The organism is Streptomyces sp. BV286 (assembly GCF_019090165.1).
GTDB lineage: Bacteria > Actinomycetota > Actinomycetes > Streptomycetales > Streptomycetaceae > Streptomyces.
Map to the genome: position 1 here is coordinate 50,479 of NZ_JAHRIB010000204.1, position 26,432 is coordinate 76,910.

Annotated in this window: 20 protein-coding genes; 16 read left to right on the forward strand and 4 right to left on the reverse strand. The window is 70.4% G+C overall.

All coding sequences use genetic code 11. The features are described from left to right. Window positions 1-87 precede the first annotated feature (87 nt). Window positions 88-1,635: an MFS transporter gene (locus KUF83_RS37990; RefSeq protein ID WP_217459610.1), complete on the reverse strand. Its 1,548-nt coding sequence runs from the start codon at window positions 1,633-1,635 to the stop codon at window positions 88-90. 192 nt (window positions 1,636-1,827) lie between these two features. On the opposite strand from KUF83_RS37990, the gene KUF83_RS37995 reads away from it, so the two are divergent. The 3 genes from KUF83_RS37995 (at window position 1,828) to KUF83_RS38005 (ending at window position 3,944) form a co-directional block, all read left to right on the forward strand. Beyond that, window positions 1,828-2,451 carry a TetR/AcrR family transcriptional regulator gene (locus KUF83_RS37995; protein ID WP_217459611.1) on the forward strand — a complete coding sequence of 208 codons (624 nt, stop codon included), beginning with the start codon at window positions 1,828-1,830 and terminating at the stop codon, window positions 2,449-2,451. Between the two features lie 93 nt (window positions 2,452-2,544). Further along, complete coding sequence (locus KUF83_RS38000) at window positions 2,545-3,246, forward strand: ribonuclease HII (protein WP_217459612.1); 702 nt, start codon at window positions 2,545-2,547, stop codon at window positions 3,244-3,246. 68 nt (window positions 3,247-3,314) lie between these two features. Next, entirely contained in the window at window positions 3,315-3,944 is a 630-nt protein-coding gene (locus tag KUF83_RS38005; RefSeq protein WP_217459613.1) for a hypothetical protein, read from the forward strand. Window positions 3,945-4,684: 740 nt separating this feature from the next. Here the strand turns inward: KUF83_RS38005 and KUF83_RS38010 are convergent. Continuing rightward, window positions 4,685-5,311: a hypothetical protein gene (locus KUF83_RS38010; protein WP_217459614.1), complete on the reverse strand. Its 627-nt coding sequence runs from the start codon at window positions 5,309-5,311 to the stop codon at window positions 4,685-4,687. A 221-nt stretch (window positions 5,312-5,532) separates the two neighbouring features. Further along, window positions 5,533-7,695, reverse strand: a complete 2,163-nt coding sequence (locus KUF83_RS38015; protein ID WP_217459615.1) for a RecQ family ATP-dependent DNA helicase — start codon at window positions 7,693-7,695, stop codon at window positions 5,533-5,535. A 132-nt stretch (window positions 7,696-7,827) separates the two neighbouring features. On the opposite strand from KUF83_RS38015, the gene KUF83_RS38020 reads away from it, so the two are divergent. The 7 genes from KUF83_RS38020 to KUF83_RS38050 all read left to right on the forward strand — a co-directional run bounded on the left by KUF83_RS38020 (window position 7,828) and on the right by KUF83_RS38050 (window position 18,662). After that, window positions 7,828-9,648: a DUF4192 domain-containing protein gene (locus KUF83_RS38020; protein WP_254644962.1), complete on the forward strand. Its 1,821-nt coding sequence runs from the start codon at window positions 7,828-7,830 to the stop codon at window positions 9,646-9,648. Between the two features lie 202 nt (window positions 9,649-9,850). Next, window positions 9,851-11,935 carry a glycogen debranching N-terminal domain-containing protein gene (locus KUF83_RS38025; RefSeq protein ID WP_254644963.1) on the forward strand — a complete coding sequence of 695 codons (2,085 nt, stop codon included), beginning with the start codon at window positions 9,851-9,853 and terminating at the stop codon, window positions 11,933-11,935. 128 nt (window positions 11,936-12,063) lie between these two features. Further along, the gene (locus tag KUF83_RS38030; RefSeq protein WP_217459616.1) at window positions 12,064-12,822 is read left to right on the forward strand and encodes an NUDIX domain-containing protein; all 759 of its coding nucleotides are present in this window, start codon (window positions 12,064-12,066) and stop codon (window positions 12,820-12,822) included. 126 nt (window positions 12,823-12,948) lie between these two features. Then, entirely contained in the window at window positions 12,949-14,712 is a 1,764-nt protein-coding gene (locus tag KUF83_RS38035) for an ATP-binding cassette domain-containing protein (protein WP_217459617.1), read from the forward strand. A 162-nt stretch (window positions 14,713-14,874) separates the two neighbouring features. After that, entirely contained in the window at window positions 14,875-15,762 is an 888-nt protein-coding gene (locus KUF83_RS38040; RefSeq protein WP_217459618.1) for a FadR/GntR family transcriptional regulator, read from the forward strand. Window positions 15,763-16,172: 410 nt separating this feature from the next. Next, the gene (locus KUF83_RS38045; RefSeq protein ID WP_217459619.1) at window positions 16,173-17,714 is read left to right on the forward strand and encodes an RNA polymerase sigma factor; all 1,542 of its coding nucleotides are present in this window, start codon (window positions 16,173-16,175) and stop codon (window positions 17,712-17,714) included. A gap of 132 nt (window positions 17,715-17,846) precedes the next feature. Further along, the gene (locus KUF83_RS38050; RefSeq protein WP_217459620.1) at window positions 17,847-18,662 is read left to right on the forward strand and encodes a serine protease; all 816 of its coding nucleotides are present in this window, start codon (window positions 17,847-17,849) and stop codon (window positions 18,660-18,662) included. 112 nt (window positions 18,663-18,774) lie between these two features. Here the strand turns inward: KUF83_RS38050 and KUF83_RS38055 are convergent, their stop codons facing one another. Beyond that, window positions 18,775-19,005, reverse strand: coding sequence for a hypothetical protein (locus KUF83_RS38055; RefSeq protein ID WP_055513118.1), 231 nt, complete (start codon window positions 19,003-19,005; stop codon window positions 18,775-18,777). A 440-nt stretch (window positions 19,006-19,445) separates the two neighbouring features. On the opposite strand from KUF83_RS38055, the gene KUF83_RS38060 reads away from it, so the two are divergent. The 6 genes from KUF83_RS38060 to KUF83_RS38085 all read left to right on the forward strand — a co-directional run bounded on the left by KUF83_RS38060 (window position 19,446) and on the right by KUF83_RS38085 (window position 26,395). Further along, window positions 19,446-21,569 (forward strand): type IIA DNA topoisomerase subunit B, encoded by a 2,124-nt coding sequence (locus tag KUF83_RS38060; protein ID WP_217459621.1) that lies wholly within the window; start codon window positions 19,446-19,448, stop codon window positions 21,567-21,569. Between the two features lie 294 nt (window positions 21,570-21,863). Further along, a complete protein-coding gene (locus KUF83_RS38065; protein WP_217459664.1) occupies window positions 21,864-22,388 on the forward strand; it encodes a DUF1453 family protein in 525 nt (174 codons plus the stop codon). Beyond that, window positions 22,385-23,536 (forward strand): histidine kinase, encoded by a 1,152-nt coding sequence (locus KUF83_RS38070; RefSeq protein WP_217459622.1) that lies wholly within the window; start codon window positions 22,385-22,387, stop codon window positions 23,534-23,536. The genes KUF83_RS38065 and KUF83_RS38070 overlap by 4 nt, the downstream gene beginning before the upstream one ends. Then, window positions 23,533-24,213, forward strand: coding sequence for a response regulator transcription factor (locus KUF83_RS38075; protein WP_217459623.1), 681 nt, complete (start codon window positions 23,533-23,535; stop codon window positions 24,211-24,213). The genes KUF83_RS38070 and KUF83_RS38075 overlap by 4 nt, the downstream gene beginning before the upstream one ends. Before the next feature lie 104 nt (window positions 24,214-24,317). Further along, entirely contained in the window at window positions 24,318-24,806 is a 489-nt protein-coding gene (locus KUF83_RS38080; protein ID WP_308403324.1) for a DUF485 domain-containing protein, read from the forward strand. Next, window positions 24,803-26,395, forward strand: coding sequence for a cation acetate symporter (locus KUF83_RS38085; RefSeq protein WP_217459625.1), 1,593 nt, complete (start codon window positions 24,803-24,805; stop codon window positions 26,393-26,395). Before KUF83_RS38080 ends, KUF83_RS38085 begins: the two co-directional genes overlap by 4 nt. The last annotated feature ends 37 nt before the right edge of the window (window positions 26,396-26,432 follow it).

Below are 26,432 nucleotides of genomic sequence, written 5' to 3' on the forward strand. Positions count from 1 at the left end.
GGCGTGGGGCAGGGAGCCGCGGCTTCGATCGCGTACGAACCGGGCAGGCCGGGCCACCGTCTCCCGTACGGTGGCCCGGCCCGCTGGTCAGCCCGCGGCGGGGCCGGCCGTGCCCGACAGCGCGTCGAGGTCGCTCTTGCGGACCTTGATCACCACCGTGGCGGTGACCAGGGCGAGCAGGGCCATCGCGACAGCCGGGATGAAGGCCGTGGAGATGCCCTGGGCGAGTACCTCGTGACTCCAGGGAGCGGGCAGCTGGTGCGTCTTCGCGAACTCGGCCTTCTGCTCGGCCGAGGCACTGGCCATGAAGTCCGTGACCTGCTTCTCCGCCTCTTCGCGGCTCGCCGTGCCGAAGACGGTGGTCAGGATGGAGAGGCCGAGCGAACCGCCCACCTGTTGCGTGACGTTGAGCAGGCCCGACGCGGCACCCGCCTCGTGTGCGGCGACCCCGGAGACCGCGGTCAGGGTCAGCGTCACGAAGTTCAGACCCATGCCGAAGGCGAACAGCAGCATCGGGCCGAGCACCCCGCCGAGATACGTACTCCCGGGGTCCATGAAGGTCAGCCAGCCGAGCCCGACCGCGACGAAGGCCGACCCGACCACCATGAACGGCTTCGGGCCGAGAACCGGCAGGAAACGCTGCGACAGGCCCGCGCCGACGATGATCGCGAACGTCACGGGGAGGAAGGCCAGGCCCGCCTCGATCGGGGTGTACCGCAGCACGTTCTGCACGAAGAGAACGATGAAGAAGAACATGCCGAACATCGCCGCGGCGAGGCTCAGCATGATCACGTACGTACCGGAGCGGTTGCGGTCGGCGAACATCCGCAGGGGCGTGATCGGTTCCTTGGCCCGGGACTCGATCAGGGCGAACGCCACCAGGAGGACGACCGCGGCGCAGAAGGACGCGATGGTGAGGCCGTCCCGCCATCCCTCCTCCGCGGCCCGGATGAAGCCGTAGACGAGCGAGGCCATACCGGCCGTCGACGTCAGCGCGCCCGCGATGTCGAAGCGCCCGGCATGCCGCTCGGACTCGCTGATGTAGAGCGGTGTGACCACGGCGATCAGCACGCCGATGGGTACGTTGACGAAGAGGACCCAGCGCCAGTCGAGCCACTCCGTGAGCATTCCGCCGGCCAGCAGGCCGATGGCGCCGCCACCGGCCGAGACGGCGGCGAAGACACCGAACGCGCGATTGCGCTCGGGCCCTTCGGGGAACGTCGTGGTGATGAGCGCCAGCGAGGTGGGCGAGGCGATCGCGCCACCGACGCCCTGCAGGGCGCGTGCGGCCAGCAGCTGCCAGGGTTCCTGGGCGAAGCCGCCGAGGAGCGAGGCGGCCGTGAAGAGCAGGATGCCGGTCATGAAGACCCGGCGGCGGCCGAGGATGTCCCCGGCCCGGCCGCCGAGCAGCAGCAGCCCGCCGAAGGTGAGTGTGTACGCGCTGACCACCCAGGTGAGATCGGTGGTCGAGAACTCGAGCGCGTTCTGGATGTGCGGGAGGGCGATGTTCACAATCGTCGCGTCGAGTACCACCATGAGTTGGCAGGCCGCGATGACGGTGAGCGCGATGCCGGGATGTCCCTCCCGGCGGGCCGCCCCTGGCTTTTGATCCTGGGTCAACGGAGAGGTTGTCACTATTGGGTCCCCCACAAGTACGTTAGTGAACGCTCGCGTTCACTGCCGCGTCAAACGGTAGTGAGTCCCCGACAGTGAACGCAAGCGTTCACTGAAGTCGCTGCCGCGTTGCGCTACTTGACCGTCAACGGACCCCCGGGTCCGGGGTGGCACGCGCGCGTGCCGCTCGCCCGCTCACACGGAGACACGCTCATGGTTACTTCGGGTTGGACGACCGCCCCCGCTCGGGCGGCCTCCCCGCGCCGCCGCGGCGCCGTACTCGAACGTGCGATCCTCGAAGCCGCGCTGGAACAGCTCAGCACGGTCGGCTGGAACGGCCTCACGATGGAGGGCGTCGCGGCCGGCGCCCAGACCGGCAAGGCCGCGGTCTACCGTCGCTGGCCGTCCAAGGAGGACCTCGTCGCCGACGCGCTCCAGGCGGGGCTGCCGCCCCTCGCGGACGTGCCCGATCTGGGAAGCGTGCGGGACGACCTGCTGGAGCTGTGCCGACGGGCGCGCGAGGCGATGTTCTCGCGCCCCGGTTTCGCGCTGCGCTCGGTGATTCACGAATGCGACTCGTCCCAGGCTCAGCGCTTCCAGGAGGTGATCATGGAGGGGGTCGTGGAGCCGACCGTCCGTCTGCTCGGAGAGGTCGTCGACCGGGGGATCCGTCGGGGGGAGGTGCGGCCCGACGCGGCGAACTCCTACGTTTTCGACGCCATTCCGGCCATGATGATGTACCGATCGAAGATGTGCGCGAGCGAATGGAGCGAGCGCGATCTCGAGGAGATGATCGACCAGTTCATGGTTCCGCTGCTGCGTCCGGCGCGTGTCTGACCGGCCTGTGGGCCGAAGGGCCGGAGATGCTCGGCGTGCTCCTGGGAACCGGGGTGTCGGGTGAGGTCGAGGGCGGCGTAGGCTGAGCACGCCATGCCGTACGAACCACCTACCCACACCGTCGAGCGCTCCCTGCGCGCCACGACCGGAGCGAAGGTCATCGCCGGCGTCGACGAGGTGGGGCGCGGCGCCTGGGCCGGCCCGGTCACCGTCTGCGCGGCGGTCACGGGCCTGCGTCGCCCGCCCGAAGGCCTCACCGACTCCAAACTGCTCACCGTCAAGAGGCGTACCGCGCTCGCCGAGATACTGGCGACGTGGGTGACCTCGTACGCCCTGGGGCACGCCTCTCCGGAGGAGATCGACCACATGGGCATGACGGCCGCACTGCGACTGGCGGCCGGCCGGGCCCTCGAAACCCTGCCGGTGCGTCCCGACGCGGTCATCCTCGACGGCAAGCACGACTACCTCGGGAACCCGTGGCGGGTCCGCACGGTGATCAAGGGCGACCAGTCCTGTATCGCCGTCGCGGCCGCATCGGTGATCGCGAAGGTCCAGCGCGACAAAATGATGGCCGAACTGGGTATGGACCATGCAGACTTCGGTTTTGCGGCCAACGCCGGGTATCCGTCACCGGTTCACAAGGCCGCGCTGGAGATGCGGGGCCCCACCCCGTACCACCGGTTGTCGTGGGCGTATCTTGATGCGCTGCCCCAGTGGCGGCACCTCAAGAAGGTCCGCAGTTGGGCGGACGGAAGCGTTCCGGAGATCGAAGGGCAACTCGGCTTCGATTTCTGACGATCCCGTTCGCACTCATGTGCCACCCGCCTTCGCGAGTCGCACCGGCGTTTGATAAAAATCAGCTCATGCCTCTCATTCCCGAGGAGCCTCAGATTCACGAGAGTGCCCAGGGTCCCCGCGTCAGTCCGGCCACAAACCGGACCGCGCCGACCCCCCGTCCCGTACCCGGCCCCCGTCCCGCGGCTCCGCCGCGTCCCGGCCGTCCGGGTCCTGTCCGGCCGACGCCGCCTGTGCAACGCACTGCGCGCGACACGGCCGTGGCCAAGCCGGGGCCGTCCGCCCCGGCGGCCCCCACCGCAGCCTCGACTCCGCAGATCCAGCTGATCCCGGCCTCGGCCGAGGGCGCGCTGGACGCCGCCGAGGAAGCGGTCGACCTGCTCCTTGACTCGGGCAGGGTCCCCGGTGAGGTGCTGGTGATCACCACCGGCGAACCGCACCCGTGGGCCGCGCACGAGCTCTCCTTCGGTGAGGCCGCGTACTGGGCCCAGCACGACGCGGGAGACGACGTGTTCTACGCCGACGCCTCCGCAGTCGGTCGTGCCGCGTCCCGGCCCGTGGTCGTCGTCGCCGTCAACGGTGGGCCCGACACCACTGCCGCCACCGCCCTGCCGCTGGCCCTCGGCCGAGCCGGCGCCCTGCTGATCGTCTGCGGGGACCCGCAGCAGATCAACTCGGTGCTGGGCGCGCGGGTCTGAGGTCCCCCGCTCTTCCAGGGGATCTCGCGACACAGAGGCCACTGCGGTGGCCTCTGCTCGGAGCGATGCACAGAGGACGGTCCGGCGTGTGCCGGAACGGGTCGCGTACCGCCCCCATCGTGATGAGGGCGGTACGCGACCCGTTCCGGCGACCCGGGCCAGGCCGTCGGCCGGGCGGGCTCGCTCTCGCCGGTGCGTGATCGTGTTCGCGGTCGTGCCGGCGGGGCGTCGATGCGCGTAGCGATGCGCTGAGTTGTGCCTGCCCGAACTGCGTGAGGTGCTGCCACTGTGCGGGCCCCGCCATACCTGTTCGTGGCGTGGCGGTGATGCCTGCCGGACCTGTGTGAGGCGTGGCACGTGAGGCGTGACAGTCGGGCCTGCCGAAGGGACGGGAGGTGCTGCGCCTGTGCCCGTCGGACCTGTTTGTGGCGTGGCGGTGATGCTTACCGGGCCTGCGTGAGGCGTGACAGTCGACGTGTTGCGCCCGTGCCCGCCGGACCCGTTGTGGCGTGGCGGTGCTGTCTGCCGGACCTGCGTGAGCCGTGACAGGTGAGGCGTGACAGTCGTGCTCGCCGGATGTGCGTGCGGCGGTGGCGCAGTGATCGCCGGACCTGTCCGAGGCCGCGCTGCTCACACCCGCGTGTTTCACGTCGCCGGGTGCGACCGGCCCCCGTGGTGCTCGCGAGAGGCGCTCCCCGCCCGTTTCCGTGCCTGCCGCAGCCGCAGCCGCAGCCGTCGACTCAGCGGGCGGCAGCGCGGCGCAGCATCTCCGAGGCGGCGCCACCCGTGCGTGGCTGCACGGTCTCGGCCGCCGCGAACGACTCCAGCGACTCCGGTGGTGAGTCCGCGCTGGGGCGGCGCCCTCCCCGTCCCTCACCGAGCACCTGCCAGCCGTCACGTGTCAGCGTGATGTACGCGCCACAGCGCAGTCCGTGCAGTGTGCAGGCGTCCCGCAGCCCCCACATCCACGCCCCGTCCTCCTCGGTCCAACGCGCGTCGCCCTCACGGCAGTAGAGCAACACCGCCGTACGCACCGGGGTGCGGCGCCGCAGGTCGTGCGGAATGACCCGGCGCAGCTGTGCGAGCAGCGCGTTCCGGAACACCCATCCGTCCGCCGGAGCCGGCCGCCGAGTGAAGGAGGCGCTCGCGTTCAGCCGTTCGTCGGGGTCGAGCACCGCCACGATCGCGGTCGTGGGCCCGGGCCGATGCCGCGCGTGCAGCCCACTGACGACCTCACGAGGATTGCGCAGCAGCGGAATCCCGGCGGCGGCCCATTCGGCGGGCTCGAGCATCCGAGCCAGTGGGTTGGCGGAGTTGGCGGACGTCGACATCGATGCCGCCGAGGACGGAGCGAATCCGAAGGTCACGGTCCTCCCTTCGGCTACGCGCCCACACTGCGGGCGGGGGTCGGACTGGGGGAGCGCGCCGCAGCACAGCCCGAACGGGCGGCCTCGGGAGGCCACGCGGGGCGCGTAGCCAATTCTTCCTGTCGAACTTGGTTGCGGCAACGAGCAATTGGGGCCACCGACCGTTATCTGACGATCCGCCGCATATATCCCTGCCCGGTGTCCACACGGCTACGCGTTGATCACCCTTGCACGGCGAGGACCAGCGGCAACACCCCCTGTGCGCCGGCTCGCCGGAGCAGGCGCGCGGCCACCGCGAGCGTCCAGCCGGTGTCGGTCGAGTCGTCCACGAGGAGGACGGGCCCTTCGGACTGGGCGAGGGCCGCGGTCAGGGCCGGCGGCACCACGAGAGCGCCGTCGAGGGCCTTCAGCCGCTGCGCGCTGTTGCTTCTGGAGACCTGCGCGCGATCGGCGCCCGGGGCGTATTCGATGGAGCCCAGCAGGGGCAGGCGGCCGACCTCCGCGATCCGTGCGCCCAGCGACTGGACCAGACGTGGCCGCCGGTGCGACGCCATGGTGACGACACCGACCGGGCGCGGCTGTGCGTCGGAACTGCCCGAGGCCCAGCCGCCCGGGCCCTTCGCCCAGTCCGCCAGCACGCCGACGACGGCCTGCGCCACATCGTCGGGAACGGGTTCGTCCGAGGCCTGTGGTCCGAGCATGGGCCGCAGCCGGTTGCCCCAGCCGATGTCCGACAGGCGTCCCAGCGCCCGACCGGTCGAGGCCTGTTCGCCGGCCGGGATGCGTCCCTTCAGGTCGACTCCCACGGCGGGCAGACCCGTCGGCCACATCTTCCGGGGCTCCACCTCGACACCCGCGCGGCCGAGCTCTCCACGGGCCGAGTCCAGGGCGGTCGAGGACACGGCGTCGGAGAACCGCGGCTTCGTGCAGGTGTCACAGCGACCGCACGGGGCCGCTCCCTCGTCGTCCAGCTGTCGGCGCAGGAACTCCATCCGGCAGCCCGTCGTCGTCACGTAGTCGCGCATGGCCTGCTGCTCGGCCGCGCGCTGCTTCGCGACCCACGCGTAGCGCTCGGTGTCGTACGCCCATGGTGTGCCCGTGGAGATCCAGCCGCCCTTGACGCGCTGAACGGCGCCGTCCACGTCAAGGACCTTGAGCATCGTCTCGAGCCGTGACCGGCGCAGCTCCACCAGTGGTTCGAGCGCGGGGAGCGAGAGGGGACGGCCCGCCTGGCCGAGAGCGTCCAGGGTGCGCCTGACCTGCTCCTCCGGAGGAAAGGCGATCGAGGCGAAGTACTGCCAGATCGCCTGATCCTCCTTGCCCGGCAGGAGCAGCACCTCGGCATGCTCCACGCCGCGGCCCGCACGCCCCACCTGCTGGTAGTACGCGATGGGGGAGGACGGCGACCCCAGGTGCACCACGAAGCCGAGGTCGGGCTTGTCGAAGCCCATGCCCAGCGCCGACGTGGCCACGAGGGCCTTGACCCGGTTGGCCAGCAGATCCTCCTCCGCCTGCTGGCGGTCCGCGTTCTCCGTCTTCCCCGTGTATGAGGTCACCGTGTGCCCGCTCTGCCGGAGGAAGGCGGTGACCTCCTCGGCGGCGGCCACGGTGAGCGTGTAGATGATTCCGGAGCCCGGCAGCTCGGCCAGGTGCTCGGCGAGCCAGGCCATCCGGTGGGCGGCGTCCGGCAACTGCAGTACACCGAGGCTCAGACTCTCCCGGTCCAGTGGGCCGCGCAGGACGAGGGCGTCCGTGCTGCCGCCGGTGCCCAGCTGCTCGGCCACGTCGGCCGTCACGCGCGCGTTCGCCGTGGCGGTGGTGGCGAGGACGGGGACGCCCGGGGGCAGATCGGCGAGCATCGTCCGCAGGCGGCGGTAGTCCGGCCGGAAGTCGTGGCCCCAGTCGGAGATGCAGTGCGCCTCGTCCACCACGAGCAGGCCGGTCGCCGCGGCGAGTTTGGGCAGTACCTGGTCACGGAAGTCCGGATTGTTGAGGCGCTCCGGGCTCACCAGAAGGACATCGACCTCACCCGCGGCCACCTCGTCCTGGATCGTGTCCCACTCCTCCGTGTTGGACGAGTTGATGGTCCGCGCCCGGATGCCGGCACGGGCGGCAGCCTCGACCTGGTTACGCATGAGAGCGAGGAGCGGGGAGACGATGACAGTGGGACCTGCCCCCTGCTCACGCAGCAGCGCGGTCGCGACGAAGTACACGGCGGACTTGCCCCAGCCGGTGCGCTGCACCACCAGGGCCCTGCGCTTGTCGGCCACCAGGGCCTCGATGGCGCGCCACTGGTCCTCGCGCAGCCGGGCGTCGCCCGCCGGCGCGCCGACGAGGCGGGCGAGGACGATGTCGGCCGCGGCGTGCAGCTCTTCGTTGCTCATGGCTCCATGCAACCCGATGGGTCGGACATCGCGCGAATGGGTCCGCCTGCTGTGGACAACTTCTGACGTGATCATGGCCGTGGTTATCCACAGGGCAAAGCGGAATTCCGGGATCCGCGGGATGGTCACGACATGACGAACCACAGCGAACCGGCCGGGAACCTCGGCGACGGTGACATCGACGGATGCGATGAGAACGGCGGGCTGGACGAGCAGGACGGATCGGGCGGGGAGACCGGACGTGGCATGCGAGGTGCGCAGAGCGGACCCGGCGTGCTGGGCAGGGAGAGCGAGGGCGGCCCGCACGGGGGAGCGGGCGGAAACCGTCGTGGAGACGGGCCGGCGCGCCGTGAAACCGGCTTCGGGCACGACGCCTCAGGGCACAGTGGCCAGGGCCAGGAGCGTGGTGGGCACGGGGAGGACCGGGACGGACACGGGGAGAGCCAGGACGGACACGGGGAGAGCCAGGACGAACACGGGGAGAGCCGGGACGGTACGGGTTCCGCCGATCTGGTCCATGGCCCGCCAGCCACCCCGTACCCCGAGCACCAGGTCACCCTCCGCACCCCCGCTGAACTGGCCGATGCCCTTCCCTACTTGCTCGGATACCGCCCTGAGGACAGCATCGTGCTCGTCGCTCTCCACGACAGGGACGGGCGCGGCCGTTTCGGTGGGCGGGCCCGGCTCGGTATCCCCGGCAACGCGGACGACTGGCCGTCCGTCGCGGAGCAACTGACCCACGGCCTGGTGAAGGGCAGCGAACGAAGGGGCGCGCTGCCCGAGAGCATGGTCGCCTTCCTCTGCCAGGATCCCAGGGAAGGCGAATCGGGCCGAGCGGTCATGGAACGCCTGCGTCCGCTCGCACAGTTGCTGCGTACGGCATGCGGAGTGCTCGACGTCCCGGTCATCGAAGCTCTCTGCATCTCGGACGGCCGCTTCTGGTCGTACTGCTGCCCCAGCGAGCACTGCTGCCCCACTGACGGCACGTCCATGGGATTGCCCGGTACCTCTGTGCTGGCCGCGGCCGCCACCTATGCCGGACTCCAGGTCCGGGGCACCCTGCGTGAGCTCAGGGCCAGGCTCACCCCGTGGGAGACCAGGGTGGCCGGGGAGCAGGAGTCCGCCCTCGACGCGGTGAGCATGGCGCTGATCCCCCGAATTCTGGACGACGAGAGCCGTGCCGTCGTGGCGGTCCAGACCCTGGAGCTGGCTCACCGGGTGATGCGCCGATTCGCCGACGCCACCCCTGCGGCCGGCAAGCCCGGCAGTCCGGCGGCGGATCTCCGGGACGACGAACTGCTGCGTCACGACGAGGCGGCCACGTTGATCCTCGGCCTTCAGGACCGCACGACTCGGGACCGGGCAGCCGAGTGGATGGAGGGCGACGAGGCCGGACCTGCCCTGCGGCTCTGGCGGGCACTGGCCCGCCGCTGCGTCGGACCGTACGGCGAACACGCCGCGGCGCCGCTCACGCTCGCCGGATGGGTGGCCTGGTCCTCCGGTGACGAGCTGGAAGCCCGCGAAGCCCTGGCCATGGCGCTGGGAGCGGATTCCGAGTACCTCTTCGCCCGTCTCCTCCACCAGGCGTGCAACGAGGGCCTGGACCCGGAGTCGATTCGCCGCTGCCTCCGCGGGGAGCGTACGGACCGGGTGGAGGGCAAGACGGTTGCCCCTTCACTCTCGCCGGGCGCTTCCGACGGAACGTCCGGGCATTCCCCGGCGCGGCCGTCACGGGTGCCTGCCCGTCGCCGACGCAGGTCGCGGACCACGGAGAGCGCCACCGACCGGCCCGGCTCCCGACCGTCCGGTACCGGGCACACGCGCCCGTCCCGATCCGCCGCTGCTGGTGCTCCCGGGACGGATGGACCGGCCAGGGACAGCGACAGTACGAGTGGCGCGGTCCGCCCCCGACGGGTCGCCGGGCGGCCTGGGACGAAGAAGGGAGACGTATGAGCGCAACTGCCACGGCCGATCGGTGGGGTTCGGCGAAACGGGGCGTGACCCGCGACAGGCCCGCCCCGTTCACCTGAGTGGCGCAGCTCTCGACCGGGCCGTGCCCTCGCAGGCCTCGCCCCGTCAAAGCCTCACACATCGTCGAGCCCTCACACATCGCCGAGCACCCACTCAGCGCACGGAGCACAGAAGAAGCCGCCCCATGCCCCTGCCCACCCAGTCCTCCATGGCCCCTGTTCCGAACAGTGGCTCCTCTGCCTTTCGCAGGTCCGCGCAGCCCTCCATAGGACGCGGCGGCGCCCCGGCCTCGCAGCCGGCACCGACCGCGCAACGCGGCCCGGCACACCTTCCGCCCGCACACACCGCCCTGATCTGCGTCGCCCTGCCAGGGCTCGCGATCTCCACGAAGGAGGGGCAGCTGACCGGCCACGGACTGGAGGGCTTCTACCGATCGGGCCGGCGCATGCTGTCCCGGTGCCGGTTGCGGGTGGCGGGGCGTGAGCCGCTCGCTGTCCAGGCCCGGATGATCGCCGCCGACCAGGCACGCTTCGTGGCCACGCTGAGCCTGTCGGCCGACGGCGGACCCGATCCGGATGTCATGGTCGAACGGACGCGGTACGCCGACGGCACGGAGCGGATCACCCTGCGCAGCGCCGCCCACCGCCCTCTGCGCCTTCCCGTCGAGCTGGCGCTCGGCACGGACCTGGCCGAACTGGGCGCGATCGCCGCGGGGAGAGCGGGCCCCGACCTGCCGGCCAGCGTCCACGACTCCGGCATGCGGTGGTCGTGTGCCACCGGGCACTCCGTCGTCACCGCGGACCCGCCGCCCATGGACGCGCTGGCCTCCGCCGGACTACTGCGATGGGAAATCGAACTGCCGCCCGGCGGCACCCGAAGTGTGGAGCTGAGAGTGGGCCCGGCCGGAGCGGGCCCCATCCGGGCCGTCGCCCGCGGTGCCCTGAGTCCGCTCGCCCCGGCACGGGCCGTGGGCGACGACCCCAGGGTCCCGGCGCTCCTGCGTACGAGCATCGAGGACCTCGAGGCACTCCTCCTGCGCGATCCCGTACAGCCGACCGACACGCACCTCGCGGCCGGGGCGCCCTGGCGTTGCGGCATGGCACCGGCCGAGTCGCTGGCGGCAGCACGCATGACCCTGCCCCTGGGCACGCGCCTGGCCGCTGGCACCCTGCGCACCCTCGCCCGTACCCAACTCGTGGGTGCGGGGCCACGGTCCGGTCTGATTCCCGGCCCGCGACGGCAGGCCGGTGCCCTGCTGCCCCCGAGCTGTACGGGCCAGGAGGCGACCCTGTTGTTTCCCGTGGTACTGGCGGAAGCCCGGCGATGGGGGCTTTCCGAGCCGGAGACGGAAGAGCTGTTGCCCACGGCCGAGCGTTGTCTGCACTGGCTGCGTACGGCTCTCGGTGACGGCACGTATCTGGCCGACCCGCACCCGGGCGGGCCGTGGCGCTGCGAGACCCAGGCACACGCTCACCGGGCCGCATTGCTTGGCGCCGACCTCCTCGACGCGTACGGCAGGGGAGGGGGCGCCGAGTTGCGGCAGCGGGCGGGGAAGATGCGGACCGCGTTCCAGGAGGACTTCTGGATCGAGGACAGAGGCGGCGGCAGACCGGCCGCGGCCCGCTTGCCGGGAGGACGGCTCGTGCCCCACTTCGGTGCCGGCAGTGTCCATCTGCTCGACACCGGCCTGCTCGGCGCCGGCACACCGGCCTCGGGGCTGCTCGACAAGGTGCAGACGGAACAGCTCGCGCGCCTGCTCGGCGGGCCCGCCATGGACTCGGGATGGGGTTTGCGCAGTCTCGGCGCGAAGGAGGCGGCGTACAACCCGTTCGGGCATCGGAGCGGGGCCGTGCGGGTCCATGAGACGGCCCTGGCCGTGGCAGGGCTGGCCGCCGCGGGCTACGAGAAGGAGGCCGGTTCACTGCTGCGGGGCCTGCTGGCGGCGGCCGAGGCCTTCGGCCACCGGCTGCCCGAGATGTATGCGGGGGAGCAGCGTGCCGAAGGCGGCGCCCCGGTACCGCATCCGACGGCCTGCAGACCATCGGCCACATCCGCGGCCGCCGGCGTCCTCCTGCTCACCTCCCTTGCCGGGATCCGCCCCGACGCCCCGGCGCGCACGGTCACACTGCGCCCGGTCCGCGGCGCTCCCCTGGGGGAGATCGGACTGACCGGCCTACGGGTCGCGGGTGCAGCCTTCTCCGTACGCGTCAGCAGGCTCGGCCTGGCCATGGTGGAGGAGGCGGCCGAAGGGCTGCAGCTGGGGGCCTGACGGCTGCTTGCCGTCGAGTCCGATCCTGCGGAGGGCGGCCGGTGTCCCGTCCGGGAAGCAGCGGATCAGCCACTGAAGCGACCGGCGAAGGGAGTGTTTATCGTCAGGCAGACGACTATGATCTCGGCATGCCCTACGACCCGTCAGCCTTCGCACCGTTCGCCGTCACCGTCGACCTGGTCGTGCTGACCGTGCGTCGTCACGCCCTGTGCGCGCTGGCGGTACGGAGGGGTGAGCCGCCCTTTCAGGGACGGTGGGCGCTGCCCGGCGGCTTCGTGAGGCCGGACGAGGACCTCTCGCAGGCCGCGGCTCGGGAATTGCTGGAGGAGACGGGTCTGCGCGCCCACGACCCCGATGCCCCGGTACAGGCGAACGGCGCGCACTTGGAACAGCTCGCGACCTACGGCGATCCCAAGCGCGACCCGCGGATGAGGGTCGTCAGCGTCGCCCACCTCGCTCTCGCACCCGATCTGCCCGCGCCGCGCCCGGGCGGAGACGCACACAGCGCACGCTGGGCTCCCGTCGAGGAGCTGCTCCAGCGGGGCGGTTACGGCCGTGACGGTGAACAGGCGGCACCGCTCGCCTTCGACCATGCCCAGATCCTCGCGGACGGGGTGGAGCGCGCCCGCTCCAAGATCGAGTACTCGTCGCTCGCCACCGCGTTCTGCCCGCCCGAGTTCACGGTCGGTGAGCTGCGCCGGGTGTACGAGGCGGTGTGGGGAGTGGCCCTCGACCCCCGCAACTTCCACCGCAAGGTGACCGGCACACCGGGCTTTCTCGTCCCCACGGGCGGAACGACGACCCGGCAGGGCGGCCGCCCCGCCCAGCTCTTCCGCGCGGGCGGTGCCACGCTGCTCAATCCGCCGATGCTCCGCCCCGAAGTCTGACACCGTCCGGGGCCGGCCGGTCTCGAGGCCCGCGGTCCGGCCAAGTGACCGGACCGGTAAGGAGTCTGCTCCGGAGCGCACGCACAGTTCCCGAAAAACGGTACATATCGCGCTATCTTGCTTTGGGTGATCCAGGCCATCGGACTGACCAGCAGCGCCCGCAAGGAACTTCCCCCCGCTGTCGACGACGTCTCCTTCGAGGCGCCCGCGGGCCGTGTCACGGCGCTCCTGGGAGCCCCGGACGCAGGCAAGACGACCGTACTCAAGCTCATGCTCGAACTCCAACAAGGTCGTGGAATCACCTACTTCAGAGGTCGCCCGCTGCACCGCATCGCCCATCCCTCGCGGGAGGTGGGCGTGCTCCTCGGCGAGGTCCCGGGTCATCCGGCGCGCACGGTCCGCGGTCAACTCCGCATGCTGTGCGCCGCGGCGGGCGTACCGGCTCGGAGAGCCGACGACGTCCTGGAGGTCGTGGGTCTGGTCAGCCTGCGCGACGAGCGTCTGGGCACCCTCTCGCGCGGCATGGACCGCCGCCTGGGCCTGGCCTGTGCCCTCCTGTCCGACCCGCACACACTGGTACTCGACGGCGCCACAGACGGGCTGTCCGCCCGCGAGGCGCGCTGGCTGCACGGGGTTCTGCGTGCCCACGCCGGCGCGGGCGGCACGGTGCTGTTCGCCACGGACGACCCCAAGGAGGCCGCGCGGGCCGCCGACCGGGTCGTCACGCTGGACAAGGGCAGGCTCGTCGCCGATCAGGACGTGGCCGACTTCTCGCGAACCCGGCTCCGGCCCCGTGTCGCCGTCCGCAGCCCGCACGCCGCGCGGCTCGGTGCCCTGCTCGCCACGGAGGCCCGCTCCGCCCAGCGCTCCGTGGAAGTCGTCCGGGAGGACGGCAATCGGCTTTCCGTGTACGGCAGCACCTGCGCCGACGTCGGCGAGGCCGCCTACCGCCACGGCATCCTCGTGCACCAACTCGCGGACGAGGTCGGTGACATGGGAGCGGTCCCCGGACGGGAGCCCGAGGAGGGCACTCGCGGGGCGGCGGCACCCGCACCGGCCGCGGAGGGGGAGAGAGCGCGCGAGCTGTCTCCCCTCCCGCCGCCCATCGCCGTCCGCCATGGCGCCGGCCCCTTGCGTCCGCTGCGCTACGAACTGCGCCGCGCTGCGGGGATCGGTACGGGATACCTGACCGCGGCCGCCGTACTCGTGGCCTCCGCCCTCATCTCCGTACTCCTGGCCAGAGCGGGACACACGCCGCAGTCACGGCTGCTCGCCGCATGGCCGCGGGACTTTCCCCTGCCGCCCGCGGCGCTCGGTGCGGGGCTGCTCGGCGCCTTCGCCTTCGGCGACGAGTTCCGTCACCCCGCCCTGGCCGTGGACCGCGGCACCGTCCCCCGCCGCCTGGGGCTGCTGGCCGCGAAACTCGTCGTCGCCGCAGCCACCGGGCTGACGCTGGCCCTCGTCACGGTGGGTGTGAACGCCGAACTGCTCCACATCGTCTACGGACGGGAACTGACAGGAGTTCCTCCGGACTGGGTCGTTCTGGGCGCGAGTTGGATCGGTCTCGTGGTCGGCTGTGCCTGGGCGGGTGTTCTGGCAGCGGGCATCTTCCGGTCGACGACCGCCGGGCTCGCGGCGGTCCTCGCCGTGCCGATCCTCGTCGTGCCGGTCGTACAAAAGGTCCTGGAGGGGCCATCGGTTCGAACGGCGGCAGGGTTCTCGACCCGGCTGCGTGAGCTCGTGCTGGTGCAGTGGCCGTTCGGGGGTGAGCACTATCTGGCGGCCGTTGCGGGTGTGATCGCCCAACCCGTCGGAGGTGCGCTGATGTTGTCGCTCACGGCTCTGCTCTGCGCGTATCTGCTCACGACTCTGCGGAGCAGGGTCCGATGACGACCGTCCGTGCACGCGTGTTCCCCTCATGTGCACAACTCCACGCAGAACGCGCATTTCTTTCCGATAAGGCGTCAATTGCGACGCGGTGAGCGATCACCCTTTCGTGTGCTTTTCACCAAAGACCTCAAGGGAGTTGGAGGCAACGCCGACAAAGGATCCGTGACTACCCTTGCGCACACCATGATGACCGCCGCCCGTTCCGCAGACTCCGGCCTCGCCGGCCCGGGCGAACTCGATCGCTACCCCTACGGGGAGGTTCCTGGCGCGGACCGCGTCAGCCCCTCCGTGTGGGACGCCACGGATCCGGAGCTGGGCCGCGTGGGCCGACGAGCCGCCGGCAGTCGCGGCCGCGGCCTGCATGGCCAACTGGTTCAGCAGCTGGGTCAGATGATCGTCTCGGGCGACCTGGGTGCCGACCGCCCGCTCGTGCCCGAGGAGATCGGGCAGCGGTTCGAGGTCTCCCGCACCGTCGTCCGTGAGTCGCTCCGCGTCCTTGAGGCGAAGGGGCTGGTCAGTGCCCGCCCCAACGTCGGCACGCGCGTACGGCCCGTCAGCGACTGGAACCTCCTGGACCCGGACATCATCGAGTGGCGGGCCTTCGGGCCGCAGCGTGACAACCAGCGGCGTGAGCTGAGCGAGCTGCGCTGGACGATCGAGCCGCTCGCCGCCCGCCTCGCCGCCGGACACGGGCGGCCCGAGGTCCAGCAGCGCCTCACCGACATGGTCGAGATCATGGGACACGCGATGAGCCAGGGCGACGCGCTCACCTTCTCGCGGGCCGACGCGGAGTTCCATTCCCTGCTGATCCAGGTCGCCGGCAACCGCATGCTGGAGCACCTCTCCGGGATCGTGTCGGCCGCGCTCCAGGTCTCCGGCAGTCCGGTCACGGGCTGCGACCGTCCGACCGAGGCGTCCCTCACGCACCACGCGCGCATCGCCGACGCCCTTGCGGCGGGGGACGGCTCGGGCGCCGAGACGGCCATGCGGCAACTGCTCACCGTCCACCCCGAGGTGGAGCGCGTCGTTCCCGCGCCGCGCGAGCACTGATCGCGTACCGCGGATGGCGCGGTCGGGGGCCGTTTCCCCGGCGTGGCATCGCTCGGCCGGCGGATCATCGGCCGCCGGGTCCCGCCCGACTCCAGGAGGATTCGGCGGGGCCCGGCGGTGTGATGAGACCCTGGAATGGTCGGCTGACCACCTCTGACCGTGTCTGGTTGCTTTTGATCGCTCACAAGATGTGACTCGGGCCACGCAGATTGGGCGTAACGCTCCTCGGGACAGCGCGATGACCTAAGAGGTGAACAGCCGAGTAGGGAATACGGGCGCCGCTCCAGGCGCTGTGACTCTTCCCGGCCCCCCGCCCGCGCCGTCGGCCCATACCCAAGCCGGCGGTCGTCGGTTCCTGTCCGTACCGGACGGGGCCGGAAGCCGTTTTCCAACGTTCCGAGAGGTTGTTCGTGTCGGCCAGCACATCCCGTACGCTCCCGCCGGAGATCGCCGAGTCCGTCTCTGTCATGGCGCTCATCGAGCGGGGAAAGGCTGAGGGGCAGATCGCCGGCGATGACGTGCGTCGGGCCTTCGAAGCTGACCAGATTCCGGCCACTCAGTGGAAGAACGTACTGCGCAGCCTCAACCAGATCCTCGAGGAAGAGGGTGTGACGCTGATGGTCAGTGCCGCGGAGCCCAAGCGCACCCGGAAGAGCGTCGCAGCGAAGAGTCCCGCCAAGCGCACCGCCACCAAGACCGTCGCGGCGAAGACGGCGACAGCCAAGAAGGCCACCGCCACCGCCACGCCGGTGATGCCTGACGCCGACGCTCCCGCCGAGGACGCGTCCGCCAAGAAGGCCGCTGCCAAGAAGACGACGGCCAAGAAGGCCGTCGCCAAGAAGACCGTCGCCAAGAAGACGACGGCCAAGAAGACCACCGGCAAGAAGGACGACGCCGAGGTGGGCGACGACGAGGCGGCCGAAGAGACCGTCGGCGCCGCCAAGCCCGGCGAAGAGGAAGAAGAGGGCGGGGAGAACAAGGGCTTCGTCCTGTCCGACGAGGACGAGGACGACGCCCCCGCGCAGCAGGTCGCCGTCGCCGGTGCCACTGCCGACCCCGTCAAGGACTACCTCAAGCAGATCGGCAAGGTCCCGCTGCTCAACGCCGAGCAGGAGGTCGAGCTCGCCAAGCGCATCGAGGCCGGCCTGTTCGCCGAGGACAAGCTCGCCAACGCCGACAAGCTGGCGCCGAAGCTCAAGCGCGAGCTGGAGATCATCGCCGAGGACGGGCGCCGCGCCAAGAACCACCTCCTGGAGGCCAACCTCCGCCTGGTGGTCTCGCTGGCCAAGCGTTACACCGGCCGCGGCATGCTCTTCCTGGACCTGATCCAGGAGGGCAACCTCGGTCTGATCCGCGCGGTCGAGAAGTTCGACTACACCAAGGGCTACAAGTTCTCCACGTACGCCACCTGGTGGATCCGTCAGGCGATCACCCGCGCCATGGCCGACCAGGCCCGCACCATCCGTATCCCGGTGCACATGGTCGAGGTCATCAACAAGCTCGCGCGCGTCCAGCGCCAGATGCTCCAGGACCTGGGCCGCGAGCCCACCCCGGAGGAGCTGGCCAAGGAACTCGACATGACCCCCGAGAAGGTCATCGAGGTCCAGAAGTACGGCCGTGAGCCGATCTCCCTCCACACCCCCCTCGGTGAGGACGGCGACAGCGAGTTCGGTGACCTCATCGAGGACTCCGAGGCCGTCGTCCCGGCCGACGCGGTGAGCTTCACGCTCCTCCAGGAGCAGCTGCACTCCGTCCTGGACACCCTGTCCGAGCGCGAGGCGGGTGTCGTCTCGATGCGCTTCGGGCTCACCGACGGTCAGCCGAAGACCCTCGACGAGATCGGCAAGGTGTACGGCGTGACGCGCGAGCGCATCCGCCAGATCGAGTCCAAGACGATGTCGAAGCTGCGTCACCCCTCGCGCTCGCAGGTCCTGCGCGACTACCTCGACTAGGTCTCGACCGCAGTAGTCACCGAGGGCCCGGCTTCCGACAGGAAGCCGGGCCCTCGGTACGTGCGGAGTGCGAGGTGCCTCACCCTGGATCACTCTGGGTTTCTCGTGACAACCGCAGAGTGAGGAGTGCGCATGAGTCGTCCCTTCGCCCGAGCGCTGGCCCTTGTGGCCGCGGCGGCCGTGATACCACTGGCGGCCCCTGCCCCAGCGACGGCCGATGTCGTCATCGGTGGCTACCCGGTCGAGATCTCCGCGGCCCCTTGGACGGTGGCCCTGTCCAGTCGTGACCGGTTCGGGGGTACACGCGCGGGGCAGTTCTGCGGGGGCGTGGTGATCGGGCCGTCCACGGTGCTGACCGCCGCCCACTGCCTCAGTGAGGACGTACTGGGTGCGCCTGCGCGTCAGGTCCGGGATCTGCGGATCGTCGCGGGCCGCGGGGACCTGCGGGCGGACGGGGGCAGCGAGATCGCCGTACGTGACATCTGGATCAACCCGCGCCACGACAGCTACACGAACGCCGGGGACTTCGCCGTGCTCACCCTCGCGGCGCCGCTCGCCGCCGAGGCGGTTCTTCGTATGGCGGGCGCCGGGGACGCGGCGTACCGGCCCGGTACGGGCGCCGTGGTCTACGGCTGGGGCGACACGACGGGAAGCGGCGACTACGCGAGCGCTCTGCGGGCCGGCCGTGTCCAGGTGCTGTCCGACGCCGTCTGCGAGAAGGCGTACCCGGGCAGCGCGGACGGAACGTACTTGGCCCGCTCCATGCTGTGTGCGGGGGAGGAGAGCGGAGGCCGCGACGCCTGCCAGGGGGACAGCGGTGGGCCCCTGGTCGCCGAGGGGCGGCTGATCGGCCTCGTGTCGTGGGGGAGCGGCTGCGGGCGGGCCGGCAGCCCAGGGGTGTACACGCGGGTCTCGGAGGTCGTCAGGACGCTCGGAGACGGCCGCTGAGGGCCGTCTGACGGCTTGGGCAGACACGAGCAGGGCGGCCGCCCCTGAAATCCAGGGGCGGCCGCCCTGTCACCGGCCTGTGCCGGAGATGGCTCGTCGTCTGCGCGAAGTGTCAGTGCTCTTCGTCGTTGGCGCTTGCCGGGGCGGCCGTGAGCCGCTCCGTCTCGTCCTGTATCTCAGCGGCGATCTTCTTGAGTTCCGGCTCGAACTTGCGCCCATGGTGGGCACAGAAGAGCAGTTCACCACCGCTGAGGAGGACGACGCGCAGATATGCCTGGGCGCCGCAACGGTCGCAGCGGTCAGCGGCCGTCAGCGGGCTCGCGGGGGTCAGAACAGTAGTCACGTCGCCTCTTCTCTAGCTCGACGAGCTGTCGTACCAGGGTCAACATCCAACCAGGCCGAAAACGTTCCCGCTCTGGCTCTTCCTCGAAAAAAATCTTTCCGAGTCGGCTGTCTGCTGCCGGTTGGCGGCGAATGAGCCGTATTGCGTGTCTTCGTGTCTTACGGGTTTCGCGCTCTGTCAGGTTCAGTCCTCCCGGCTGGCTTGCCGGTTGTTCTTGAGGACGTGCCCGGAGCCTAAATGGTTCATGCCTGGAAGGGAACGTGATATGTACTTCACTCCAACGAGGGATCGAACACGCATGCGACTCTGGACTAGTCTGAGTTTAGGACGAGGGTGGCGTTACAACGGCTCTACCAGGCCTCGGTACCCTCGGACCGGTGACCGAAGCCGGACCCTTACCCAAAAGGGCCCCAACTGAAATTCAGCGAGGAGCGAACCGCGTGACCGCCGAGACGTCCGTGCCGTCCACAGCCCTGCTGACCGGAGCAGATCGGGACGGTTCCAACTACACCGCGCGGCACCTGCTCGTCCTCGAGGGCCTCGAGGCCGTGCGGAAGCGCCCGGGCATGTACATCGGATCGACCGACAGCCGCGGTCTGATGCACTGCCTCTGGGAGATCATCGACAACTCCGTGGACGAGGCCCTCGGAGGCTACTGCGACCACATCGACGTGACCCTGCACGACGACGGCTCCGTCGAGGTGCGGGACAACGGCCGGGGCATCCCGGTCGATGTCGAGCCCAAAACAGGCCTTTCGGGCGTCGAGGTCGTGATGACCAAGCTGCACGCCGGAGGCAAGTTCGGCGGCGGCTCGTACGCGGCCTCCGGCGGTCTGCACGGCGTGGGCGCCTCCGTGGTGAACGCGCTCTCGGCCCGCCTGGACGTCGAGGTGGACCGCGGAGGCAACACCCACGCGGTGAGCTTCCGGCGGGGCACGCCGGGCGCCTTCAAGGGGGACGGCGCCGAGGCCACGTTCGACGCGTCGGCCGGGCTGCGCAAGCTCAAGAGGATCCCCAAGACCCGCACCGGCACGCGCGTGCGCTACTGGGCCGACCGTCAGATCTTCCTCAAGGACGCCAAGCTCTCCCTGGAGAACCTCCACCAGCGCGCCCGCCAGACCGCCTTCCTGGTTCCCGGCCTCACCATCGTCGTCCGTGACGAGTTCGGGCTCGGGGAGGGTGGCAGCAAGGGTGAGGAGTCCTTCCGCTTCGACGGCGGCATCAGCGAGTTCTGCGAGTACCTGGCCTCGGACAAGCCCGTCTGCGATGTACTCCGCTTCTCCGGCCAGGGCATCTTCAAGGAGACGGTCCCGGTCCTCGACGACCACGGCCAGATGACCCCGACCGAGGTCACCCGCGAGCTGGGCGTCGACGTGGCGATGCGCTGGGGCACGGGCTACGACACGACGCTCAAGTCGTTCGTGAACATCATCGCCACCCCCAAGGGCGGAACCCACGTCGCGGGCTACGAACAAGCCGTCATGAAGACGATCAACGAAGTGCTGCGGACCAAGAAGATGCTGCGCGTCGCCGAGGACGACGTCGTCAAGGACGACGCTCTGGAGGGGCTCACCGCCGTTGTCACCGTGCGCCTCGCCGAGCCCCAGTTCGAGGGCCAGACGAAGGAGGTGCTCGGCACCTCCGCAGCCCGTCGCATCGTGACGAACGTCGTCGCCAAGGAGCTCAAGGCGTTCCTGACCTCTACGAAGCGGGACGCGGCCGCACAGGCCCGTGTCGTCCTGGAGAAGGCGGTCGCCGCCGCGCGCACGAGAATCGCGGCCCGCCAGCACAAGGACGCGCAGCGGCGGAAGACGGCCCTGGAGTCCTCCTCGCTGCCCGCCAAGCTCGCCGACTGCCGCAGCGACGACGTGGAGCGCAGCGAGCTGTTCATCGTCGAGGGAGACTCGGCGCTCGGCACCGCCAAGCTCGCCCGGAACTCCGAGTTCCAGGCCCTGCTGCCGATTCGCGGAAAGATCCTCAACGTTCAGAAGTCGTCCGTGTCGGACATGCTGAAGAACGTCGAGTGCGGCGCGATCATCCAGGTCATAGGGGCTGGCTCGGGCCGTACGTTCGACATCGACGCCGCCCGGTACGGGAAGATCATCCTGCTGGTCGACGCAGATGTCGACGGCGCGCACATCCGCTGCCTGCTCCTGACGCTCTTCCAGCGCTACATGCGGCCCATGGTCGAGGCCGGCCGGGTGTTCGCGGCCGTGCCGCCGCTCCACCGGATCGAGCTGAGCCAGCCCAAGAAGGGCCAGGACAAGTACATCTACACGTACTCGGACCGCGAACTGCGGGACACCCTGCTCGAGCTCCAGCGCAAGAACGTGCGGTACAAGGACTCCATCCAGCGCTACAAGGGCCTGGGCGAGATGGACGCGGACCAGCTGGCCGAGACGACGATGGATCCGCGCCACCGCACGCTGCGCCGGATCAACATCTCCGACCTCGAGGCCTCCGAGCAGGTCTTCGACCTGTTGATGGGCAACGACGTCGCTCCGCGCAAGGAGTTCATCTCCAGCTCCGCGGCGACCCTGGACCGCTCACGCATCGACGCGTAGGCCGTCGGACGGGGCCGGTCGGAACGCAGACGGGCCCCGTTGCGATGCAGAGGCGGGAGCTGCCCGTGAGGGCGCGGCAGAGGCAGGAGCCGCCGCCCGTGAGGCGGCATGGGCAGGAGTCGCCCGTGATGACGCGGCAGATCGTCTCCACCCCCGGGTGGAGACGGGCCGGTCCAGGGATCCACCCATGATCCACCCTGGCGCCGATCTGCCGGCCGGTCCGTCTCCGTAGCGTCGAAGGTGTCGACAGCGCCCGCCGTCGGCACCCGCTTCTCCTCGCTCACGGAGGCCGCGATGTCCGGGCTTGTCGATGTCCTGGCGATTCTCGCCGTTGCCGTCCTGGTGGTCGCTCGCCAGTTCCGCCCCCGTCGGATCGAGACGGACCGGCGTTGGTGGGTCGTGCCCGGGGTGCTGGTCTTTCTCGCCCTGCGCGAGCCCGGCCTGTTCGACCCCCGCCATCAGACGGAATCAGTTCTCCTGCTCGGCGCCGAGCTCCTCATCGCCCTGGCCACAGGCGCCGGCTGGGCGTGGACGACACGGCTGTGGACGACATCCGACGGAGCGGTGTGGACCCGGAGCAGCAAGGCCAGTGCTCTCGTGTGGATCACCGGCATAGCCCTGCGGGCGGGCTTTTTCGGCCTCGGCGTCGTGCTCGGTCTTCGTCAGGACACCTCCGCCCTGCTCCTCGGGCTCGCGCTGACGCTGCTGGCTCGCTCGGGCATCCTGACCTGGCGGGCGCACGGTCTGCGCCCGGTGACCGAGCAGAGCACGGCCTACTGTGAAGACCTGCCTCGTCCCTTGCGCAAGGAGCGGGTGTGACGGAGAACGTCTGGCAGCGCTGGCCCTCCCGTGAGGCACTCTCCCGAGCGGGAGTCCCCAGGGCGCGGCGCGGGCTCGCCACAGCCGCGCGCGTCGTCGCCGTCGGTGTCCTCCTGGGCACGACCTTCACGGGCAGTGATCTGCATGGCTGGGGCGTCGCGGTAGCCGTTCCGGCTGTCCTCGTGTGCGGGGCCGGGCTCTGGGGCTTCCGGAGGACGACGCTCGAACACCGGCTCCTGCCCTCACTGGGACTGCTCGCACTGCTCCTCGGCGTCGGGCTGGCGGCACAAGGTGCGGGCGTACGGGTACCGGCCCTCGTCCTGTGGTGCGTGTGCGGCATCGCCGCGATGGAGCGGCTTCCCCTCGTGGCCGCGCTGCCCGCCACCTCCGCGGCACTGGGGGCGTACGCCGTGGTCAGTGACGACAGCTGGCCGGCCGTGATGGCCACGACCGGAGGGCTCGCCCTGCTCGGCTACGTGCTCCGGCTGGATGCCGAGGCCCGCGGCACCACCCAGCGGCTGCTCGTCCAGGAGCGGGCCGCGCGGGCGGCCGAGGCAAAGACGGCGGCGCTCGCGGAGCGGGCCAGGATCGCGCGGGAGATCCACGACGTACTGGCGCACAGCCTCTCGGCGCAGCTCGTGCACCTGGAGGCCGCCCGACTGCTGATCGAGAAGGGAGCGGAGAAGGGCCAGATCCTCGACCGGGTCGTCGCCGCACGGGGCATGGCCCGTGAAGGGCTGGCGGAGACCCGGCAGGCACTCTCGGCGCTGCGCGGAGAGCTGTCCCCCGTGGAGGAGTTCCTGACCGAGCTCGTAGCCCAGGCCGACGAAGCGGATGTCACTGTCACGGGTGAACGGCGGCCGCTTCCCGCCGAGGTGTCCCAGGCGGTCCGCAGAGTCGCCCAGGAAGCCCTGACGAACGTCCGCAAGCATGCGCCTGGCGCCAAGGTCCGCATACGGATGGACTACGGCCGGAGCGAGGTGATGCTGCACGTACGGGACTCGGGTGCGCCGCCGGGGGAGTTCACGCACTCCGGCGCCGGATACGGTCTGCTCGGAATGCGGGAACGGGCCGAGCTGCTGGGAGGCTCGCTGGAGGCCGGCCCGTACGAGGAGGGGTTCGCGGTGACGCTGAAGGTGCCCGTATGACGGAAGCGGACGGCACGCCGCCGGCCCGTGTCGTCGTGGCGGACGACCAGACCGTGGTGCGCGAGGGCATCGTGATGCTGCTCGGTCTGCTGCCGGGGATCGAGGTCGTCGGTGCGGCCGCCGACGGGAACGAGGCCGTGCGACTGGTGGCCGAGCTCGACCCGGACGTGGTGCTGATGGATCTGCGGATGCCCCGGTGCGACGGAGCCGAGGCAACTGGACGCATCAGGTCGGAGTACCCGAGAACGCAGGTCGTCGTGCTCACCACGTACGCGGACGACGCGTCGCTGTTTCCCGCGCTCAAGGCCGGGGCCCGTGGCTATCTCACGAAGGACGCCGGCGGCGACGAGATCGTACGAGCCGTGCACAGCGTGCTGTCCGGGGACGCCGGGCTCTCGCCGGGCATCCAGCGACGGCTGCTGGAGCGGCTGTCGGAACCGGAGCCCACCGGCCCCGCGCAGGAGACTCCGGACGGGCTCACCGCGCGGGAGACGGAGGTACTGGTGCTGATCGCCGACGGCCTGACCAACCAGGAGATCGCCCGCAAGCTGCATGTGTCCACCGCCACGGTGAAGACCCATATCAACAACCTCTTCGCCAAGACCGGGCTCAAGGACCGTGCACAGGCCGTCCGTTACGCCTTCGGGAAGGGACTTGTGCGGCCACCAGGGGGGTGAGTCACCTGATGGGGTGAAGTACGGGGAGAGAAGAGTCAGGGATCTTCCCATTCTGTCCATCCTTGGGCACGCGGCCGAAACGGGCGGCGGACAAGGAGAGTTCGGTGGAGAAGCACGACGGTCCCGACTCCGGAAAGGTCCGGTTCGACGACCCCTGGTACGACGCGCTCGCCTCCGGGTGGGGAGAGTTGGACAGCACGGGCGCGCCCGCCTCCGCTGTGCCGACCGCGCGCAGGGAGCAGGAGGACCGGAGCGCCCGCGCAGCCGATGTCTATCTGGAGGTGCAGCGCAGTGCGGCCTTTCAGGAGGTGCGCAGCCGGTACCGGCGGTTCGTGATCCCGGCCGTCGCGGTCTTCTTCACCTGGTATGTGGGGTATGTCGTGACGGCGACCACGGCACCGGCCTTCATGGCGCGGCCCGTCGCCGGAGCAGTGAACGTGGCCATGGTCGCGGGGCTCGGACAGTTCCTCACGACGTTCCTGTTCACGTGGGCGTACGCGCGGCACGCACGGTTGCGCAGAGACCGCGCCGCGCTCGATCTGCGCTGGGACACCCAGGAGCTGACGCGCAGCGTCGCGGGCGGTGAGAGGTGACCGGCAACCATCAGACGTTGGCCCTGCTGCTCTTCAGCGTGTTCGTGGCGATCACCCTGGGGATCACGACCTGGGTGAGCCGTCACCGGCATGGTTCGGCGGAGGAGTTCTACGCGGGCGGCCGGCTCTTCTCACCGATGGAGAATGGTTTTGCCATCGCGGGCGACTACATGTCCGCCGCCTCCTTCCTCGGTATCTCGGGGCTGATCGCGCTCTTCGGATACGACGGGCTGCTGTACTCGGTGGGTTTTCTCGTCGCCTGGCTCGTCGTGCTGTTCCTGGTCGCCGAACTGGTGCGCAACTGCGGACGGTTCACGCTCGCCGACGTCGTCGCCGCGCGCATGAGCGAGCGGCCGGTACGGATCGCGGCGGGAACTTCCTCGGTGACCGTGTCCGTTCTGTATCTGGTGGCGCAGATGGTGGGCGCGGGCAGCCTGGTCGCACTGCTGTTGGGAGGCACGAGCGAGGCGGCGCAGGCCTGGACGGTCATCGGTGTCGGCGCGCTCATGGTCGTCTACGTGTCGTTCGGAGGCATGCGGGCCACCACCTGGATCCAGATCGTCAAGGCTGTCCTGCTCATGGGCGGGGCGATCGCGCTGACCGTGCTCGTACTGATGCGGTTTCACGGGGACTTCGACCAGTTGCTGCGTACGGCGGCGGGGCGGAGCGGACACGGGGATTCGTTCCTCGCGCCGGGGCTGAAGTACGGCGGGGACTGGACGGCGCGTCTCGACTTCATCAGCCTGGGCCTCGCCCTGGTGCTCGGCACGGCCGGGCTGCCGCACATTCTGTCGCGCTTCTACACCGTGCCGACCGCGCGGGCCGCACGCCGTTCGGTCGTCTGGTCGATCGGCCTGATCGGCGCGTTCTACCTGATGACGATCGTGCTGGGGTTCGGAGCGGCGGCGATCGTCGGCCCCGACGCGGTACGCGGCTCGAACGCGGCCGGGAACACGGCGGTTCCGCTACTGGCGCTCGACCTGGGCGGCGGTCCGGCGTCCACAGGCGGAACGGTTCTTTTTGCGATCGTCGCGGCCATCGCCTTCGCCACGATCCTCGCGGTGGTCGCCGGGATCACGCTGGCCTCCTCCGCGTCCGTGGCCCACGACCTGTACGCGTCACTGCGGCGGCGGCGTTCGAAGCCGCGCAGCGAGGTCTCCGTCGCGCGGACGGCCGCGGTCGGGATCGGTGTCGTGGCCATCGCGCTGGGACTGCTGGCGCGCGATCTCAATGTGGCGTTCCTGGTGGGACTCGCCTTCGCGGTCGCGGCGTCGGCGAATCTGCCCGTGCTGCTGTACTCGCTGTTCTGGCGGAACTTCACTACGCGCGGCGCGGTGTGGTCCGTGTACGGGGGGCTGGTGCCGGCCCTGGTGCTGGTGGTGCTGTCGCCCGTGGTGTCGGGCAGTCCCGCCTCGCTGTTCCCCGGCGTCGATCTCCAGTACTTCCCGCTGGAGAATCCCGGTCTGGTGTCCATTCCGCTCGGTTTCCTGGCGGGTTGGCTCGGCACGGTCACTTCGGCGGAGCCGCCGGACGAGGCCAAGCACGCGGAGACCGAAGTACGGGCGCTCACGGGCGCGGGGGCGGTCTGAGGCCGTCCCCCACGGCTCTGTACGCAGAGGGGCACGG